This window comes from Lysinibacillus sp. PWR01, from assembly GCF_043359455.1.
Taxonomy (GTDB): Bacteria; Bacillota; Bacilli; order Bacillales_A; family Planococcaceae; genus Lysinibacillus; species Lysinibacillus fusiformis_F.
In genome coordinates this window covers 1-16,720 of the sequence record NZ_JBHERJ010000012.1, presented here as the reverse complement: position 1 = coordinate 16,720, position 16,720 = coordinate 1, and the positions used below count along the sequence as shown (strand labels likewise).

Below are 16,720 nucleotides of genomic sequence, written 5' to 3'. Positions count from 1 at the left end.
CATTTTCTCCTTTTATGTACTCTTACTTATAAAGTAGATAATCCAAACAATTGGTTGCATGTTGTGACAAAAATTCTGCTAATGAAAAAACCGCACTCTTTTAGGTACGGTTCTCCACATTTCAAAATAAATTAGTTAAAAATGTTTGTATTGATGTAGGTAATAGCTGAAAGAATAATCCCTCATATTTAATATCCAGTATACCAGCGACGACAATAACAACGAAAATTAACAATAGAAAGATTTTCTTATTTTTAGAAATCCAATTCAATAGATGCCACTCCTCTGACATAATAGTAAGCATGTTTAGTATAAGTTGATTGCTATCAAATAGCATCCTATTCATTGTCTGTCACCTAATTTTATAATGCTACATAAATTAAAATGATACGCTAAAAACGAGAAATATGTAAGAAGGGAATGGGTATGGTCAATTTTAAATCTTTTCGAGGTGTTATCACTCAAATCAGTGATTTTCCTGTTGGGCAAAACGGAGATAAGAACGGTTGTTATAAAATAATGACCTTAGAAGATGGTGCTGGTGGAGTTGTCAATTTTATTATTTCTCCCTCCACCTATTTTGTTAATCGTGAAATTGTCACAACTGGTGAATGGGTAACAGGTTATTATGATGGGGATGCACCTGTACCGATGATTTACCCGCCTCAATATCGTGCTTTGATTATTGTTAAAGAAAGCAATTATCATAATGTAAAGGTAGATTTCTTTAATCAACAATTACTGAGTAGTGATGGACAATTACAATTAAACCTTTCTCCTACTACGGTTATTTCACTTAAAAATGGGCAGCCTTTTACCAATAGTCCTGCCAATCGAAACCTCATTGTTGTTTATGGCCCTACCACTAGGAGTATTCCTGCTCAAACCACTCCCTATGAAATCATTGTTTGGTGTTAATTTAATCATATTTGAACAACGGCTTAAACCTCACTACGTGAATTTAAGCCGTTGTTGACTGTTATTATTTATTCAGTATCATTTTTCATTTCATGTAATTGTTGTTTAATCTGCTCTAGATATTCTTTATTTTGCTGCACAATATCCAAATGTTCACCATATTGTTCTGCATTGAAACGTGCATTTTCAGCATGCTTAATCTGATTAAATGCATGTTCTATTGCTATTTCCTCTGGATGTGACTTTGCATGCTTTAATAGACGATCCGCCTTTTGCACAGAGTTACTAAACAATGTGCTAGGATGATCCTGCTTCCAACTTGTATCGGAGTGCTTAGCCAATGTATATATCTTCCCTTCTCAATGTTTTCTTTGCTCTAGATGTAGTATTATAAAATGCTCTGATAATATGTATGGAAGAAAATAAACACAATATTTCCCAGGTTATAATAAAAGAACTAAGGCACATGCCTTAGTCCTCCCCTCAATGTCATGAATAGTTGTCAAATATAAATTAGTGCCATGCAGTCCTCTCACTGACTGGTTGCTTGATACCTGTTTTTCCTTGGGTTTCAGCAAAGTTGTTGATTTGTGCTGAAGCTGATTCAAGCTCAAATTCAGCACCAAACTCCTCACGATGAAGTGTCTGACGCTGTTGATTTGTTTTATTTGCACTTTTCGTACCATTTGATTTGTTACGATTTGTATCCATATTTGACATAACCATCCTTCATCGATTATTTGAAAAGCTTTAAAACCTTATATATGGTTTACGAACTTTTCATTCTAAAGTTTGTCCAAGGAGGAAAAAAGAATGTGCATTAATTATTTTTTTTAGCTAAGTATAGAGTTGAGGATTTTTCAATTTTTGATTGTTAGTAAGTCGCTTGCAATCTTATTTTCTTTCTGACTATAATACTTGTATACAAGTATACTCAAAATCAAAAAGGGTGATATTATGAGGGAATATAATGATTATTTATATCCACAAAAATGGCTTTCTAAGGCTTCTACAGGTGATCGCGTAGCATATGAACTTAGAATGCGTATTATTTCAGGTTTAATTGAAAGCGGTACCATTCTTTCAGAAAACAAACTGGCAGCTGATTTTGAAGTAAGCCGTTCACCCATTCGTGAAGCCTTAAGAATATTAGCTTCTGAAAATATTATTCGATTAGAGAAAATGGGTGCTGTTGTCATTGGTTTATCTGAAAAAGAGATTGAAGAAATTTATGATGTTCGATTGCTGATTGAAACATTTGTGTTTGAACGTCTCATAAAAATGGATACAACTAGCTTAGCACTAGAACTTAGCAAAACATTAGAAATGATGAAAGTTGCCATTAAGTATAACGATGCAGACGAATTTTCTTATCAGGATGTTATGTTCCATGAGACAATTATTCGTTCCATCGGACATTCCTATATCACCATGATTTGGAATAATTTAAAGCCAGTAATGGAAGGCTTGATTTTACTATCTATGCGCATGCGCTTTAAAGAGAAATATGAGGATTTTACTCGTATTGTGAAAAATCATGAGCTCTATATTGACGCTATTAGAGCCAAAGATCGAGAGCTTATGATTAAATCCTTACATGAAAATTTTGATGATGTTCAAGGCAAAGTAGAAGATTTATGGCGGTCACAGCAAATGCTATCTAAAGGGGTTGAGCCACAAAATGACTAACTATATGTTAGGTGTTGATATAGGGACTACTAGCACTAAGGCCGTATTATTTAGTCAACATGGGAAGGTTATTCAACAAGAAAATATTGGGTATCCATTATATACACCGGATATTTCGACAGCAGAACAAAATCCAGAAGAAATCTTTCAAGCTGTACTACAAGCCATTACCAACATTATGAAAGTCCATTCTGATAAACCATTACTATTTGTTTCCTTTAGTAGTGCTATGCATAGTGTGATCGCTATGGACGAAAATGATCAACCGTTAACACCTGTCATCACTTGGGCGGATAATCGTAGTGAAGCATGGGCACATAAAATTAAAACTGACTGGAATGGCCATGAAATTTATAAAAGAACAGGTACACCTATTCACCCAATGTCACCACTAAGCAAAATTACTTGGCTTGTGCATGAACATCCTGAAATCGCGCGCAAAACGAAGAAATATATCGGTATTAAAGAATACATTTTTAAAAAGTTTTTTGATCAATATGTCGTCGATTATTCATTAGCTTCATGTATGGGTATGATGAATCTCCATACATTAGATTGGGACGAAGAAGCTTTAGCTGTTGCAGGTATTGCGAAAGTACAATTATCCACACTCGTACCAACAACTCAACTATTTTTAAATTGCAATGACCTTTTAGCTAAACAAATTGGTATTGACCCACAAACACCTTTTGTCATTGGTGCAAGTGATGGCGTGCTCTCTAATCTAGGTGTAAACGCCATTCGAGAAGGCGAAATTGCTGTCACTATTGGGACAAGCGGTGCTATCCGTACCATAATTGATAGGCCCAAAACAGATGTAAAGGGTAGAATTTTTTGCTATGCACTAACAGAAAACCATTGGGTCATTGGTGGACCCGTAAACAATGGTGGTATGGTATTACGCTGGATTCGCGATGAGTTTGCCTCTTCTGAGATTGAAACAGCTAAAAGACTAGGTATTGATCCATATGAAGTGTTAACGAAAATTGCTGAACGTGTTAGACCTGGTGCTGATGGGCTGCTATTCCATCCCTATCTATCAGGTGAACGTGCGCCTTTATGGAATCCAGATGTCCGTGGTTCATTTTTTGGTTTAACTATGTCTCATAAAAAGGAACATATGATACGAGCTGCCCTCGAAGGGGTTATCTACAATCTATATACTGTCTATTTAGCATTACTGGAATGTATGGAAAGCCCTGTCACTCGTATTCAAGCAACAGGCGGGTTTTCACGCTCTGAGATTTGGAGACAAATGATGGCGGATATTTTTGAATCCGAAGTGGTAGTACCTGAAAGCTATGAAAGCTCCTGTCTAGGCGCTTGTATTTTAGGCTTATATGCTACAGGAAAAATTGATTCCTTTGACGTTGTCGCTGATATGGTTGGTGACACTTATAAACATACGCCAATCGAAGAAGCAGCCAAAGAATATAGACAGCTACTCCCAATTTTCATTCGTTTATCTAGAGTTTTAGCAGACGACTATACGTCAATTGCTCAGTATCAAAGGAGCTTAATTAAGCCCGACTAAAGAGGAGGAGAATACATGCCATTAGTTATTGTAGGTATTGGTATTATTGCGCTGTTAATTTTAATAATGGGCTTTAAATTAAATACGTTTATTTCATTAATCATTGTTTCATTCGGTGTTGCTTTAGCTCTTGGGATGCCTTTGGATATTATCGTAAAAACGATTGAAGCAGGGTTAGGTGGAACATTAGGTCACTTGGCACTAATATTTGGTCTTGGAGCGATGCTAGGAAAATTAATTGCCGATTCTGGCGGTGCACAGCGTATTGCCATGACCCTTGTGAATAAATTTGGAGAAAAGAACATTCAATGGGCAGTTGTAGCAGCATCCTTTATTATCGGTATCGCTCTTTTCTTTGAAGTAGGTCTTGTGCTATTAATCCCAATTGTCTTTGCTATTTCAAGACAATTAAAGGTTTCTATTTTATATTTAGGAATTCCAATGACCGCAGCCTTATCTGTCACACATGGATTTTTGCCACCACATCCTGGACCAACTGTTATTGCTGGCGAATTTGGGGCAAATATTGGTGAGGTGTTGCTTTATGGCTTTATCATCGCCATTCCGACTGTTATTTTAGCTGGACCATTATTTACAAAATTAGCGAAAAGGTTAGTGCCTGAATCATTCAACAAAACTGGAAATATTGCCTCTCTAGGTGAACAAAAAACATTTGAACTAGAGGACACACCGAGTTTTGGAATAAGTGTTTTTACTGCACTATTACCCGTTATTTTAATGTCCATTGCTACTATTATTACACTGTTACAAAAAACAATTGGCTTTGAAGATAATGGCTTCTTAGCAGGTATCCGCTTCATCGGTGAAGCTGGTACATCCATGTTAATTTCCTTATTAGTTGCCGTCTATACAATGGGTATCGCAAGGAAAATTCCTATTAAGCAAGTAATGGAGTCATGTACAACAGCAATATCCCATATCGGTATGATGCTCTTAATTATTGGGGGCGGTGGTGCCTTCAAACAAGTTTTAATTGATGGTGGTGTCGGTGATTATGTAGCTGAACTCTTCCATGGAACTACCTTATCGCCAATTTTACTAGCATGGATTATTGCGGCTATTTTACGCATTTCATTAGGGTCAGCTACGGTTGCTGCTTTAACAACAGCTGGGTTAGTCATTCCAATGTTAGGTCAAAGTGATGTAAACCTTGCCTTGGTTGTGTTGGCAACAGGTGCAGGAAGCTTAATTGCTTCACATGTTAATGATGCAGGTTTCTGGATGTTTAAAGAATATTTTGGATTGAGCATGAAGGAAACATTCGCTACTTGGACCTTGCTAGAAACAATTGTATCTGTGGCTGGTTTAGGGTTTATTTTATTACTTAGTTTATTTGTTTAAAAAATGTTTAAAAAGGAGCAAGTACAATGTTAAATACAATTGGCGTTATTGGATTAGGTGTTATGGGCAGTAATATCGCTTTAAACATGGCTAATAAGGGCGAGCAAGTAGCCGTTTATAATTACACACGAGATTTAACCGACAAACTTCTACAAAAAGTTGAAGGACAATCGCTTACTCCTTACTATGAAATAGAAGAGTTTGTACAAGCTTTAGAAAAACCAAGAAAGATTTTTTTGATGGTGACAGCTGGGAATGCTATTGATTCAGTTATTCAATCAGTAGTGCCTTTCCTTGAAAAGGGCGATGTCATTATGGATGGCGGCAACTCTCATTATAAAGATACAGAGCGTAGATACGATGAACTTAAAGCTTTAGGAATTGGGTATTTAGGGATTGGTATTTCTGGTGGTGAAGTAGGAGCATTGACAGGACCATCTATCATGCCCGGTGGTGATCAAGAGGTTTATAACAAAGTAGCACCTATACTGACAAAGATTGCAGCACAAGTGAATGATACACCATGCTGTACGTATATTGGTCCAAAGGGCGCAGGTCACTTCGTCAAAATGGTACACAATGGAATCGAGTATGCAGATATGCAACTCATTGCGGAGGCCTATACGTTTTTAAGAAAAAATATAGGATTATCCGTTGAGGAAATTGCTACTATCTTTGAAACATGGAATCAGGGTGAATTGAAAAGCTATTTAATCGAAATAACAGCTGAAATCTTAAGGAAAAAAGATGAGATAACAGGATTACCACTGATTGATATGATACTTGATAAAGCTGGTCAAAAAGGTACTGGGAAATGGACAAGCCTGCAATCTATAGACAATGGTATTCCTACATCAATTATTACGGAGGCCTTATTCGCTCGCTATATTTCATCATTAAAAGAGGAACGAATTCAAGCAGAGGCAATACTATCTGGACCAAATTATAAACAGCAAAATTTAGATAGAGATGTCTGGATTGAATACGTCCGCCAAGCGCTATATATGGGGAAAATATGTGCTTATGCACAAGGATTTACACAATATAAAATGACATCAGAGCTTTATGAATGGCGTTTACCATTAAAAGATATTGCATTAATTTTCCGTAGTGGTTGTATTATTCGAGCAGATTTTTTAAATGTTATTAGTGAAGCCTATCAAAAGCAACCTTCTCTAAATAATTTATTAATTGATCCATACTTTGCAGAAAAGTCGATGGACTATCAAAATGGATTAAGAAAAATAGTTTGTGAAGGCATCCAAGCAGGAAACGCGTTCCCTTGCTTGAGTGCTTCTCTCACATATTACGATAGTTATCGAACAGGTTCATCTAATGCTAATATGTTACAGGCACAACGTGATTATTTCGGTGCGCATACGTATGAACGAATTGATGCACAAGGTGTTTTCCATACAAATTGGTAAGTAAAAAGCTAAAATATACATCATTGCCTCAATGATTGTATATTTTAGCTTTTTTATTCTAGAAAAACATGTACTCGATTACGGCCTGCTTGTTTTGCCGCATACAGTGCTTTGTCCGCATTGTTTAAAAGCTGATACAGTGTCTCTTGTCCCTTTGTACCTTCTGCTACACCACAGCTAATAGTAGCACGAATTGCTCCCTCAGTAGTCATAAGTGGCTGGGATTCTACGCTATTACAGAGCAAATTAGCTAATGCTTGCCCCTCTAATAATGTAGAGTCCTTGAGTGCAAGAACAAATTCCTCACCGCCATACCGTGCAAACAGTTCTCCTTTTTTCAACACACTCTGACAAACCTTTACGACATGAACTAGTAATTGATCACCGATAGCATGCCCATACGTATCATTGACGTTTTTAAAATGATCGATGTCCATTAAAATGACAGTAAAAGCTGAGGATGATTCTCTTGCCTCGCTGTAAGCCTGATTACATTGTTGAAAAAAAGCTCGACGATTATAAATTTGTGTAAGTTCATCGTAAAAAGCGAGTTGCTCTAACTGTCTTTGTAGCTCCTTCAACTCTGTTATATCAGTGAAAATAAGTAATAACCCCTTACCATGATTAACATGTTGCAGCTCTGTAACACGCACTTGATAAGTATGATCAGAAAGCACCATCTCGATGTCTTGTGTATTCACCACTGCCTCCAATGTAAATGGCATCGGTTGTCCAGTTACTTTAATCCATGTTTCCCCAATATCCCTACTAATCATGGATCTAGTTAGCTGAGGAAATACCTTGCTGCAGGCTTGATTAAACTCTATTAATCGAGCAGATTCATCTAACACAATAACCCCATCATTGATACTATGAAATATTGCATCCTTGGCAACAGGCATCACCCTAAATAACCGTGAGGAATTAATAGACCATAAATATAAAAATGAAGAAGCCCATAATACCATAGGGACAGGATCAACTCCTTGAGGTGTTAAGCCCAATAAATAGATGAATGCTGTTATCATAGGAATAAGTTGACCACACATTAAGGCAATTAATTGTTGCCGGTAGGCCTTAGTAGTCTCTTTCCAATGGATTAATACTAATAAGAAGGATACGAACATACAGCCAAAAGTAAAGATGCCATGAATGATATACCATATGCCAATTTCCTGATGAACATAAGGTTCCCCTAATATAGGATCTATTTCAAATACTCTATAATGAAAATGGTGTATATCATTTGTAACAACCATGATTAAGCTAATAAATGGAATGGCAAGAAGAGCCATTATCTTTTTCCTTGTCAGATGAAAGCCTAAGTATTGCATGATAAACAATAATCCGAGAGGCGTTGAAAAAGCCATACCTACATATTGGATGGCCGTCCAAACCTTTATGGCACTTAATGTTGTAGCGATTAAACCAAAAGCAGAGGCAAAACAATATACCGCAATTAATGCGGTATAACTAATAAACAATTGAGCAATTTTTGTATAATTGTAGCGTTTTAGAAATACGTATAAACATAAATACAAATTTAGTACACCTGATGTGCAGCTAAGAGTAATGAAAGCAGTCAATTGCGAATTCATGTCTATGTACCTCTTTATATTTTTAATTTTAATGTAGCATACATATAAAATTTTGTGGATTTATTTATCGATTAATTTTTTAAGGAGTAACGAATATGATCAATAAGGATAACTCAGAAATCATTTTCTTTTCTGATCCAGTTGAAAATCTAACCCACCCCTTTTATAAGAAACAAATTGTATTCACAGGCGCCCTTTCTACCATGACACGATCCGAAGCCTCCAAACAAGTAAAAGCATATGGAGGGTATTTACAGGGAGCTGTTACACAACATACTGATTTCGTTGTGCTTGGTAATAAACGTAGGGGGATAAGCGCCAAGCAGCATAAAGCTGAGCAGCTAATCCGTGAGGGGCAAGACATTCAAATATTAATAGAAGATGATTTTTTATGGCTTATTTCGATCCCAAAGAAAGATGATAAGTAAAAAGAGTATGTAAGGTTGTTCTTCTTACATACTCTTTTAATTTTTTACTTTATCGGAACAGCAATAGGCTTTAATGTATATGGCTCTTTTATCGGTTCTAATGCCCCTGTACTATCCTTAATTTTGTATACACCTACTACAGGGGTAATCATAATCGAGGTAGCTTGTTCATCAAATTTGTTTGCAACAATACGAGGGAAATTTTTACGCCCTTGAAAATCTGTACTATGACCAGTTCCTCTAAAATGAATGACATTATAATCATTCCCTAAGTCATCTGTCACAATATAGTCAATGAGAACTCCTCGCCAAGCTTCATTTTCTTTTTCCACCAAGACTTCTTCGGAAAGATAAAATGTTGTAGCGATAGGTGTTTTCGTTATTTTAAAAGCTTCAATTTTTATACCTTCCCCTTCTGTTTTCATACTATCCTTTTCCACCCTTATTGTTTCACTTTCAAGCTTCTCTAAAGTAAATTCAAATGCCCAGTCTCCTGCTACTGAATTATTTACATTATTTAAATCAACAATTTGATTTCCTTGAAAATTAATGTGAACTTCCTCGGGCTTAGAGCCTCTAATGAGTTCAAAAATATACAATACTGCATACTCATTGCTGTTTATCTTTTGAACCATATAATTTGTTGAATAGCCGCCATATCGATACCTATTTCCAAATTCCTTAGCAGTTAGTTCACGATTGTCACCATATAAAACTGGCCTTTCTCCTAAATCCTTTTCACTTTTAATAGTGTAAGCAATAGTAATATTTTCGCCATCATATATAGCATCTGTAACAGTGACTTCAACTTCATTACTTTCTTGGCTCACTCCGACACTTGTAGAATACTGATCATAATTGTTAAATACATACCTTTCATCATCAATAAACAATTCGAATATACTTCCGATAAACGGTAAATTTGCAGCAAATGTAGGAAACGTATAACCAAGTGTCATACTGGATGCAATAAAAAAAGTAGCTGCAACAATAAAATTTTTAATGAAATGCCTTTTCTTTTTGACCATCATGACATTTCTTTTCACTCTCTCTTTTTCAAGCGAGCTCACTTCCATCGGCTCTATATTTATATCAAGATTTAAATCATTAAATTGTTTATATAGCTTTTTCATGTCATACTTCCCCCCAAACGAATTTGCTGTAATCGTTTTTTCCCACGATATAATCGATTATCAATAGCGGCTTTTGTTAAACCACAATGAATAGCAATTTCTTCGTTTTTCATATTTAAAAAGTATTTCATCGTAAAAATATCACGGTCTAATTGCTCTAATTGCGTCATCATGATGAGCACTTCCTCCGTTGTTGTCTTGATTAAGTATTCCTCTTCAGCCGATATTGCGGCTTCACCTGTTTCATTTAGCTCATAAAAATATGGCGTTTTAGACAACCTTCTTTGTTTCGAAATGGCTTTAAACTTTGCTATCGTGCAAATCCATCTTCTAAAATCCTCTTTATCGCCTCTAAATTGTTTAGCATTTTCATAAGCCCCTAGAAATGTATCACTAATACATTCCTCTATTATTTGAGGATCATTATAGGATTTTAGAGCATTATAAATAATCGCTTTGATAATCCCCATATATTCATCAATGACATATTGAAGTGCTTCTTCTCGTTTTTTCTTAAGATGTTTTATAAAATTTTCATCTGTTACCCTCATGCAAACACCCTTTCTTCCACAAACATAAAGGATCCTTTATATAAAACATCGCTCAATCTTAAATTTCTTCTCATATTACTCAAAAATATTTATAATTTCAATTTTTTAACAAATATAAAAGAGGCTGGGACAAAACCCACCTCTACCTTAAAAAGCCTGTGAAATTTTACGATCAGTAAAATTTCACAGGCTTTAAATTTTTCATAAAAAATAAGGATCACTTCTGATAAAATTAAGTCACCACAACAAAATTATACAGAAAGAAGGATCCTTATGTTTAAAAATTATAACATGAATCAATTAGTTTTGCCTTTAGATTTAGAAGTAACATTACAAAAAAGCGATATTGCCTTCCATGTCCACCATTTAGTTGAAAGTATCTCGCCTGAAGCGTTTGAACCATTCCTTCGAAATGAAGGCTGTCCCGCCTACCATCCACGCATGATGCTTAAAATTATCTTATGTGCTTATACACAATCTGTCTTCTCAGGGCGTAAAATTGAAGCCCTATTAAAAGATAGTCTTCGGATGATGTGGTTAGCTCAAGGGTATGAACCAAGCTACCGCACGATCAACCGTTTCCGTGTGCAACCAGAAATGAAAGAGTTGATCCGCCAATGTTTCATCCAATTCCGTTGCCAGTTGGTTCAAGAAGCATTAATTGATCAGGAAGCTATTTTTATTGATGGAACAAAGATCGAAGCCAATGCGAACAAATTTACTTTTGTGTGGAAAAAATCCATCGAGAAATATCATAACGGATTAATTGAAAAATCAAACCAGTTATACGATGAGCTACTCGAAAAAGAAATCATACCCGAAATGGAACGAGAAAATGGAGAAGAATTAGCAGTAGAAGAGCTCGCCCAGATGGTAGAAAAAGTAGACGAAGTGATTTCTGAGTATGATCAAAAAATAGAGGGTTCATCGGATGTAGCTGAACGAAAAGCTTTAAGAGCCGAACGGAAATTTCCAAAGCAAGCTCGCAAACAATTAATCGACTATATTGTACGTAAACTAAAATATCAAAAAGACTTTGAAATCTTTGGCATGCGAAATAGTTATTCCAAGACGGATTCAGATGCCACATTTATGCGAATGAAAGATGACTATATGAAAAATGGTCAATTGAAAGCAGGTTATAACATCCAAGTCGCAACAGAAGGTCAATATGTACTTGCCTACAGTATCTATTCGAATCCAACAGATACACGTACCTTAATCCCGTTTTTAGATGAAATCGAACAACATTATTTTGAGTTACCAAAACACATCGTCGCAGATGCTGGATATGGCAGCGAACAAAATTATGATGATATCCTTTCGAATCGTAAACGAGAAGCCTTAATTACATATAACTTGTATTTAAAAGAACAAAAGCAAAAGTATAAACAAAACGAATTCAATACAGCCTACTGGGATTATGATGAAGAAAATGATCAATACACTTGCCCGAACCAACAACAACTTGTATGTAAGTATCGTACCACGAAAACAGATCAATATGATTTCACGCGTGAGTTTAAGGTATACGAATGTGAAGACTGTTCGAATTGCCCATTCCGTTCATTATGTACAAAAGCAAAAGAGGGAAATAATCGTAAGTTAATAGTGAATGAGAAGTGGGAACAGCAAAAAGAATATGTACGAACAAAGCTTTCAGAAGAGAAAACGAGTGCCCTCTATCGAAAACGCAAAGTCGATGTGGAACCAGTTTTTGGATTCTTGAAGGCTAATTTGCGTTTCACTCGATTTTCTGTACGAGGAAAATCGAAGGTAGAAAACGAAATGGGGCTCGCATTACTGGCCGTGAATTTACGAAAATACACGGCCAACAAACAAGAGCATATAAAATTAAATAGTAAAAAATGGAGAAAGGAGAATTTGAGCGAACTCAAATTCTCCTTTCTGCTTATTCGAAGCTAGTTATGTCCCAGCCTCTTTTTAATGTTTATAGTATAGATTTTAACCAATAGCATTGGGAAGAAAACTATTTGTTTACCTTAGATGCTGGATAATCAAAGCCCTTTGTATCCACCTCTACCTTTTTCATCTGCTGATCTTCTAGTGGTTTATTTGTAGCATCTCGCTCTGCTCCAACAATGGCATCAACTGTTTCCATACCTGCAATCACCTTGCCAAAAGCAGCATATTTTCCATCAAGATGTGATGCTTCCTTTACCATAATGAAAAATTGTGAGCCTGCTGAGTTTGGATCATCTGAACGAGCCATCGAAATAACACCACGTTCATGCTTCATATTATTTTCAAATCCATTTGAGGTAAACTCACCATCAATCGAATAATCAGGTCCTCCAGTACCATTCCCTTTAGGATCTCCACCCTGAATCATAAAATCAGGAATAACTCGATGGAAAATAAGACCATCATAGAATCCATCTTTTACTAAAGCAATAAAGTTAGCTACTGTATTTGGTGCTACAGTAGGCTCCAATTCAATAACAATTTTTTCATCATTGCTCATCGTAATCGTCACAATTGGATTTTCCTTCACTTTTGACGCATAATCCATTGTTTCTTGTGTTTCTTTAGCTGTTTTTCCCTCAGTTTTCTCACTATCCTTAGCTGTACCACAGCCTGTCAAAACAACAATAATGGCTAGCAGAGATAGCATAAAAAACAAACCTTTATTACGTACGAACATATCCTTTTCAACTCCTCTTGTTAAGCATCAATTCATTATAAAACTATCCAAACTGTAGGACAAATCCAAGAGAGACAATGACAGAATATTCCTGTCATTGTCTCTTTTTATTTCTACTATATTAATTTCGTAGTTTGCTATTAATTCACATTATTTCAATAAATCATAATTCCCTTGTCTAGTACAGATTGATTTTGTACCTGATTCCCTAAAATATATAGCTTTTTTAAGTTAGGCAAATTCACTAAAGGTTCTACATTCGAAATGGCATTATTTTCTAAATGGAGCACCTCTATTTGTTGCCAATTTCCCAAGAAATTTAACGATTGTAGTGAACTATCTTGTAAAGTGAATGAACGTAAATTTGTAAAGCCAGCAAAGTAAGGCATGATCTTATCTACTTCTTGCACCCATTCCCCATTACCAATTTGAATGGAAACATCATTTAAAGTTAAATGCTCCAGCACGTTGTTCGTAAATGGCTTGCTATTCACCTGAAAATTACATTCATTACAGTTTAACATTTTTACATGCTGCAAATTGAATAAGTCATTGGTTTCATAAAAGAGGGTCTCATTTAAATTGATTGTTTGCAAATGAGGTAGGTCATTTAATGAACGAATACCTGTAAGAATTCCATACTCCATGACTGTAAGCTGTTCTAGCTGTGGGTATTTCAGTAGTTCTGCACCATTCAATTGCGAATCCGATCCACTTATAGAAACCGTCAAATCTCTTAAAGCGGGTGCTTCTAGCTGTGGTAAAAATGAACTCTTCAGCTCTGCTTTTTTCAAATGGGGCGCTACAATCGATGAAATATCACCATGATAGCCAGTTAACGATAACTCCGTCAATGACGTTAGACTGTTAACCATATCCAACAATTCCACTTGACCAGGAGAAGCTAAACGTAGCTTTGTTAAAGATGACATATTTCTAAGTCTATCTAAATTGATGATATTCATGTTTTCAAGATCTAAAGATTGTAGTTTAGGCATATTTTGTATAAAATCAAGCGTTTTTAAATTTCTTACTGACGTAAGCTTCAATTCTTGTAATTGAGTCAATGAGTATAGTGGGCTAAAATCTGTAGCTTCACTAATGTCTATTGCTAACGATTCTAGATTAGTTAGTGTAGACAGCCACTTTATATCATTAATTGACTTTAAGGAAAGTGATTTCAGCGATAATTTATTTAGAATCTGAAAATCTGTCACCTCTTCAGCCACATAAGATAGTTCTAGAGATTGAAGATTGGGGAACTCTAATAATAAAGCAAGTTCATCATTACTTCTAATTTGGATAGAGAGCTCTTTAACATTTGACTTATCACTAAAATATCCTGCGATTTTACTAAATGATTCATTAAAACTACCTGTATAACTTTTTAAGTTTTCAAGATGTTGGAAGCTTACTTTTTCACTTTGTGATATTTCATAATCATTCATGAGCTTTAAAACCGTTAATCCAGTAAAGGCCTCAAAGTCCTTTTGTTCAATTTTTTGCGTATTTAATAATTTATCCATAATGATATAAGTAGAAATTTTAGCTTCCTTATTTGTAAAAGGATCTTCTAGACTATAATCAAAATGCCATTGATCGTCAGAATAGTAGGCAGCCAAATATCGAATACTTGCAATCTCTTCTTTTGCTGGCATCGTCCCACCTTTATCAAAAATATCTTTTAAAAAGAACAGAAGAACTTCACTTTCAGGCATTGTTCGAACGGATAGTTCTTCACGGTTTCCATCCTCTATTTGATTACTACTTAAAAGAAAATACCCAAGGAATACACACATCATGACAATTGGTATCATAAAGAGCAGCTTTAAATTTGTTTTTGGACGGGATGTTGTATGAGGAGAAGCTGTTCCATAATAATTATTAATCGTTTGATCAACATAATAAATTTTATTCTCTTTCAACATGATTTCCGTATCACAAAAAGGACATTTGAATGTTTGCTCTTCTTTATATTCAATTTTCCCATTACAATTTGGACAATTTAATTTAATAAATTCCACTGGCAGCCCTCCCAACTCTATTTTCCATTAAGCTTAGTTGTCTAAAAAATAAATGTCAATATTTATGAAATATAGGCAAACTACCTGAGACTAAATCCGCAGTGCAGAGCCAGATTTTTCAAATTCTAACTTATTATATTTTTTCCTCTAATCTAAGAGAACCTAAGTCTAAATACGATTATGCATTTCCATCCTTAAGCTAAGCCAATTAACTATGTAGAAATAATGTAAATATGATATCTTTTTGCAAGGTAGTATTTTGGAAAGAGAGGATATTTATCAATGAATCAAAATAATTTCTGGCTTGATTTACCACGGCCATTTTTCATTTTAGCTCCTATGGAGGATGTGACAGATGTTGTATTTCGTCATGTCATTCAGGAGGCAGGGAGACCTGATGTATTTTTTACGGAATTCACCAATACGACGAGCTATTGTCATCCAGATGGCTTAGATAATGTACGTAATCGCTTAGCTTTCACAGAAGATGAGCAACCCATTGTTGCACATATTTGGGGAGACACCCCTGAACATTTTCGTCAAATGAGTATTGGTATGAAGGAATTAGGTTTTAAGGGAATTGATATTAATATGGGCTGCCCAGTTGATAATGTAGCAGAAAGAGGTAAAGGAGCTGGCTTAATTCTTCACCCTGAACTAGCCGCAGATATTATTCAAGCAACCAAAGCAGGTGGATTACCAGTTAGTGTTAAAACAAGACTTGGCTTTACGGATGTAGCAGAATGGCGTGAGTGGCTTACCCATATTTTAAAACAGAATATCGCCAATCTTTCTATTCATCTCCGTACACGGGAAGAAATGAGCAAGGTCGCTGCACATTGGGAATTAATTGCAGATATCAAAAAACTACGTGATGAAGTTGCTCCTCAAACATTACTGACAATCAACGGTGATATTCCTGATCGTTTAACAGGTCTAAAACTAGTTGAGCAATACGGTATCGATGGTGTAATGATTGGACGCGGTGTGTTTTCAAACCCATTTGCCTTTGAAAAGGAACCTAAAGAGCATAGCGCCAAAGAATACCTTAACTTACTGTACTTACACCTTAATCTTCATGACCACTATGCCAAGGAATTCGAAACGCGTTCATTTAAAGCATTACAGCGTTTCTTTAAAATATATGTACGTGGCTTCAAAGGGGCTAGTCAATTGAGAGTTCAATTACTGAACGCAAATTCTACTGATGAAGTCCGTGAAATACTAGCTGCGTATATTACTCTCGAACTAACGGAGTAAACCTTTATTATAAGTTGCGATAAAAGAGAGGATGTCAACGGCAGAAAAAGCAACTTTGCAAGGTGAGGGGGTGATTTCCGTTCCGCCAGCGTCCTTTCCAGGGGGCGTCCGATGAGCCGCTTCACTCACTT

General features: G+C 35.7%; 16 protein-coding genes. 8 read left to right on the top strand and 8 right to left on the bottom strand.

Going from position 1 to position 16,720, the window contains the following annotated elements; all coding sequences use genetic code 11:
* Nucleotides 1-121: 121 nt before the first annotated feature.
* Entirely contained in the window at nt 122-346 is a 225-nt protein-coding gene (locus tag ACEVFT_RS01360) for a hypothetical protein (protein WP_313150534.1), read from the bottom strand.
* An 80-nt stretch (nt 347-426) separates the two neighbouring features.
* Between ACEVFT_RS01360 and ACEVFT_RS01355 the strand changes: the two genes are divergently transcribed.
* Nucleotides 427-918 carry a hypothetical protein gene (locus ACEVFT_RS01355; protein ID WP_393947728.1) on the top strand — a complete coding sequence of 164 codons (492 nt, stop codon included), beginning with the start codon at nt 427-429 and terminating at the stop codon, nt 916-918.
* A gap of 68 nt (nt 919-986) precedes the next feature.
* On the opposite strand, the gene ACEVFT_RS01350 is transcribed toward ACEVFT_RS01355, so the two are convergent.
* Both ACEVFT_RS01350 and ACEVFT_RS01345 read right to left on the bottom strand, forming a co-directional pair.
* Nucleotides 987-1,259 carry a hypothetical protein gene (locus ACEVFT_RS01350; protein ID WP_393947727.1) on the bottom strand — a complete coding sequence of 91 codons (273 nt, stop codon included), beginning with the start codon at nt 1,257-1,259 and terminating at the stop codon, nt 987-989.
* 172 nt (nt 1,260-1,431) lie between these two features.
* Nucleotides 1,432-1,638, bottom strand: coding sequence for a hypothetical protein (locus ACEVFT_RS01345; RefSeq protein WP_393947725.1), 207 nt, complete (start codon nt 1,636-1,638; stop codon nt 1,432-1,434).
* A gap of 237 nt (nt 1,639-1,875) precedes the next feature.
* Here ACEVFT_RS01345 and ACEVFT_RS01340 point away from each other — a divergent pair, with 237 nt between their 5' ends.
* The 4 genes from ACEVFT_RS01340 to gnd are packed head-to-tail and all read left to right on the top strand — an operon-like array spanning nt 1,876 to nt 6,930.
* Nucleotides 1,876-2,607, top strand: a complete 732-nt coding sequence (locus tag ACEVFT_RS01340) for a GntR family transcriptional regulator (protein ID WP_393947723.1) — start codon at nt 1,876-1,878, stop codon at nt 2,605-2,607.
* Complete coding sequence (gene gntK / locus ACEVFT_RS01335; protein WP_281217172.1) at nt 2,600-4,141, top strand: gluconokinase; 1,542 nt, start codon at nt 2,600-2,602, stop codon at nt 4,139-4,141. Before ACEVFT_RS01340 ends, gntK begins: the two co-directional genes overlap by 8 nt.
* A gap of 15 nt (nt 4,142-4,156) precedes the next feature.
* The gene (locus ACEVFT_RS01330) at nt 4,157-5,503 is read left to right on the top strand and encodes a GntP family permease (protein WP_048395286.1); all 1,347 of its coding nucleotides are present in this window, start codon (nt 4,157-4,159) and stop codon (nt 5,501-5,503) included.
* Nucleotides 5,504-5,529: 26 nt separating this feature from the next.
* The gene (gnd, locus tag ACEVFT_RS01325) at nt 5,530-6,930 is read left to right on the top strand and encodes a decarboxylating NADP(+)-dependent phosphogluconate dehydrogenase (RefSeq protein WP_066038336.1); all 1,401 of its coding nucleotides are present in this window, start codon (nt 5,530-5,532) and stop codon (nt 6,928-6,930) included.
* Nucleotides 6,931-6,983: 53 nt separating this feature from the next.
* On the opposite strand, the gene ACEVFT_RS01320 is transcribed toward gnd, so the two are convergent.
* Nucleotides 6,984-8,528 (bottom strand): histidine kinase N-terminal 7TM domain-containing diguanylate cyclase, encoded by a 1,545-nt coding sequence (locus ACEVFT_RS01320; RefSeq protein WP_393947721.1) that lies wholly within the window; start codon nt 8,526-8,528, stop codon nt 6,984-6,986.
* Between the two features lie 95 nt (nt 8,529-8,623).
* Between ACEVFT_RS01320 and ACEVFT_RS01315 the strand changes: the two genes are divergently transcribed.
* Nucleotides 8,624-8,956, top strand: coding sequence for a BRCT domain-containing protein (locus ACEVFT_RS01315; protein ID WP_048395281.1), 333 nt, complete (start codon nt 8,624-8,626; stop codon nt 8,954-8,956).
* A 44-nt stretch (nt 8,957-9,000) separates the two neighbouring features.
* Here ACEVFT_RS01315 and ACEVFT_RS01310 read toward each other — a convergent pair whose 3' ends face one another.
* Together ACEVFT_RS01310 and ACEVFT_RS01305 are read right to left on the bottom strand one after the other, a co-directional pair.
* The gene (locus ACEVFT_RS01310) at nt 9,001-10,089 is read right to left on the bottom strand and encodes a DUF4179 domain-containing protein (RefSeq protein WP_328023969.1); all 1,089 of its coding nucleotides are present in this window, start codon (nt 10,087-10,089) and stop codon (nt 9,001-9,003) included.
* Nucleotides 10,086-10,640 carry a sigma-70 family RNA polymerase sigma factor gene (locus tag ACEVFT_RS01305; protein ID WP_054548839.1) on the bottom strand — a complete coding sequence of 185 codons (555 nt, stop codon included), beginning with the start codon at nt 10,638-10,640 and terminating at the stop codon, nt 10,086-10,088. The genes ACEVFT_RS01310 and ACEVFT_RS01305 overlap by 4 nt, the downstream gene beginning before the upstream one ends.
* A 273-nt stretch (nt 10,641-10,913) precedes the next feature.
* Here ACEVFT_RS01305 and ACEVFT_RS01300 point away from each other — a divergent pair, with 273 nt between their 5' ends.
* Nucleotides 10,914-12,566, top strand: a complete 1,653-nt coding sequence (locus tag ACEVFT_RS01300; protein ID WP_374806382.1) for an IS1182 family transposase — start codon at nt 10,914-10,916, stop codon at nt 12,564-12,566.
* Between the two features lie 64 nt (nt 12,567-12,630).
* On the opposite strand, the gene ACEVFT_RS01295 is transcribed toward ACEVFT_RS01300, so the two are convergent.
* Nucleotides 12,631-13,305, bottom strand: a complete 675-nt coding sequence (locus ACEVFT_RS01295) for a peptidylprolyl isomerase (protein ID WP_393947718.1) — start codon at nt 13,303-13,305, stop codon at nt 12,631-12,633.
* 155 nt (nt 13,306-13,460) lie between these two features.
* Nucleotides 13,461-15,329: a leucine-rich repeat domain-containing protein gene (locus ACEVFT_RS01290; RefSeq protein ID WP_393947716.1), complete on the bottom strand. Its 1,869-nt coding sequence runs from the start codon at nt 15,327-15,329 to the stop codon at nt 13,461-13,463.
* A 282-nt stretch (nt 15,330-15,611) separates the two neighbouring features.
* Between ACEVFT_RS01290 and ACEVFT_RS01285 the strand changes: the two genes are divergently transcribed.
* Nucleotides 15,612-16,589: a tRNA dihydrouridine synthase gene (locus tag ACEVFT_RS01285; protein ID WP_393947714.1), complete on the top strand. Its 978-nt coding sequence runs from the start codon at nt 15,612-15,614 to the stop codon at nt 16,587-16,589.
* The last annotated feature ends 131 nt before the right edge of the window (nt 16,590-16,720 follow it).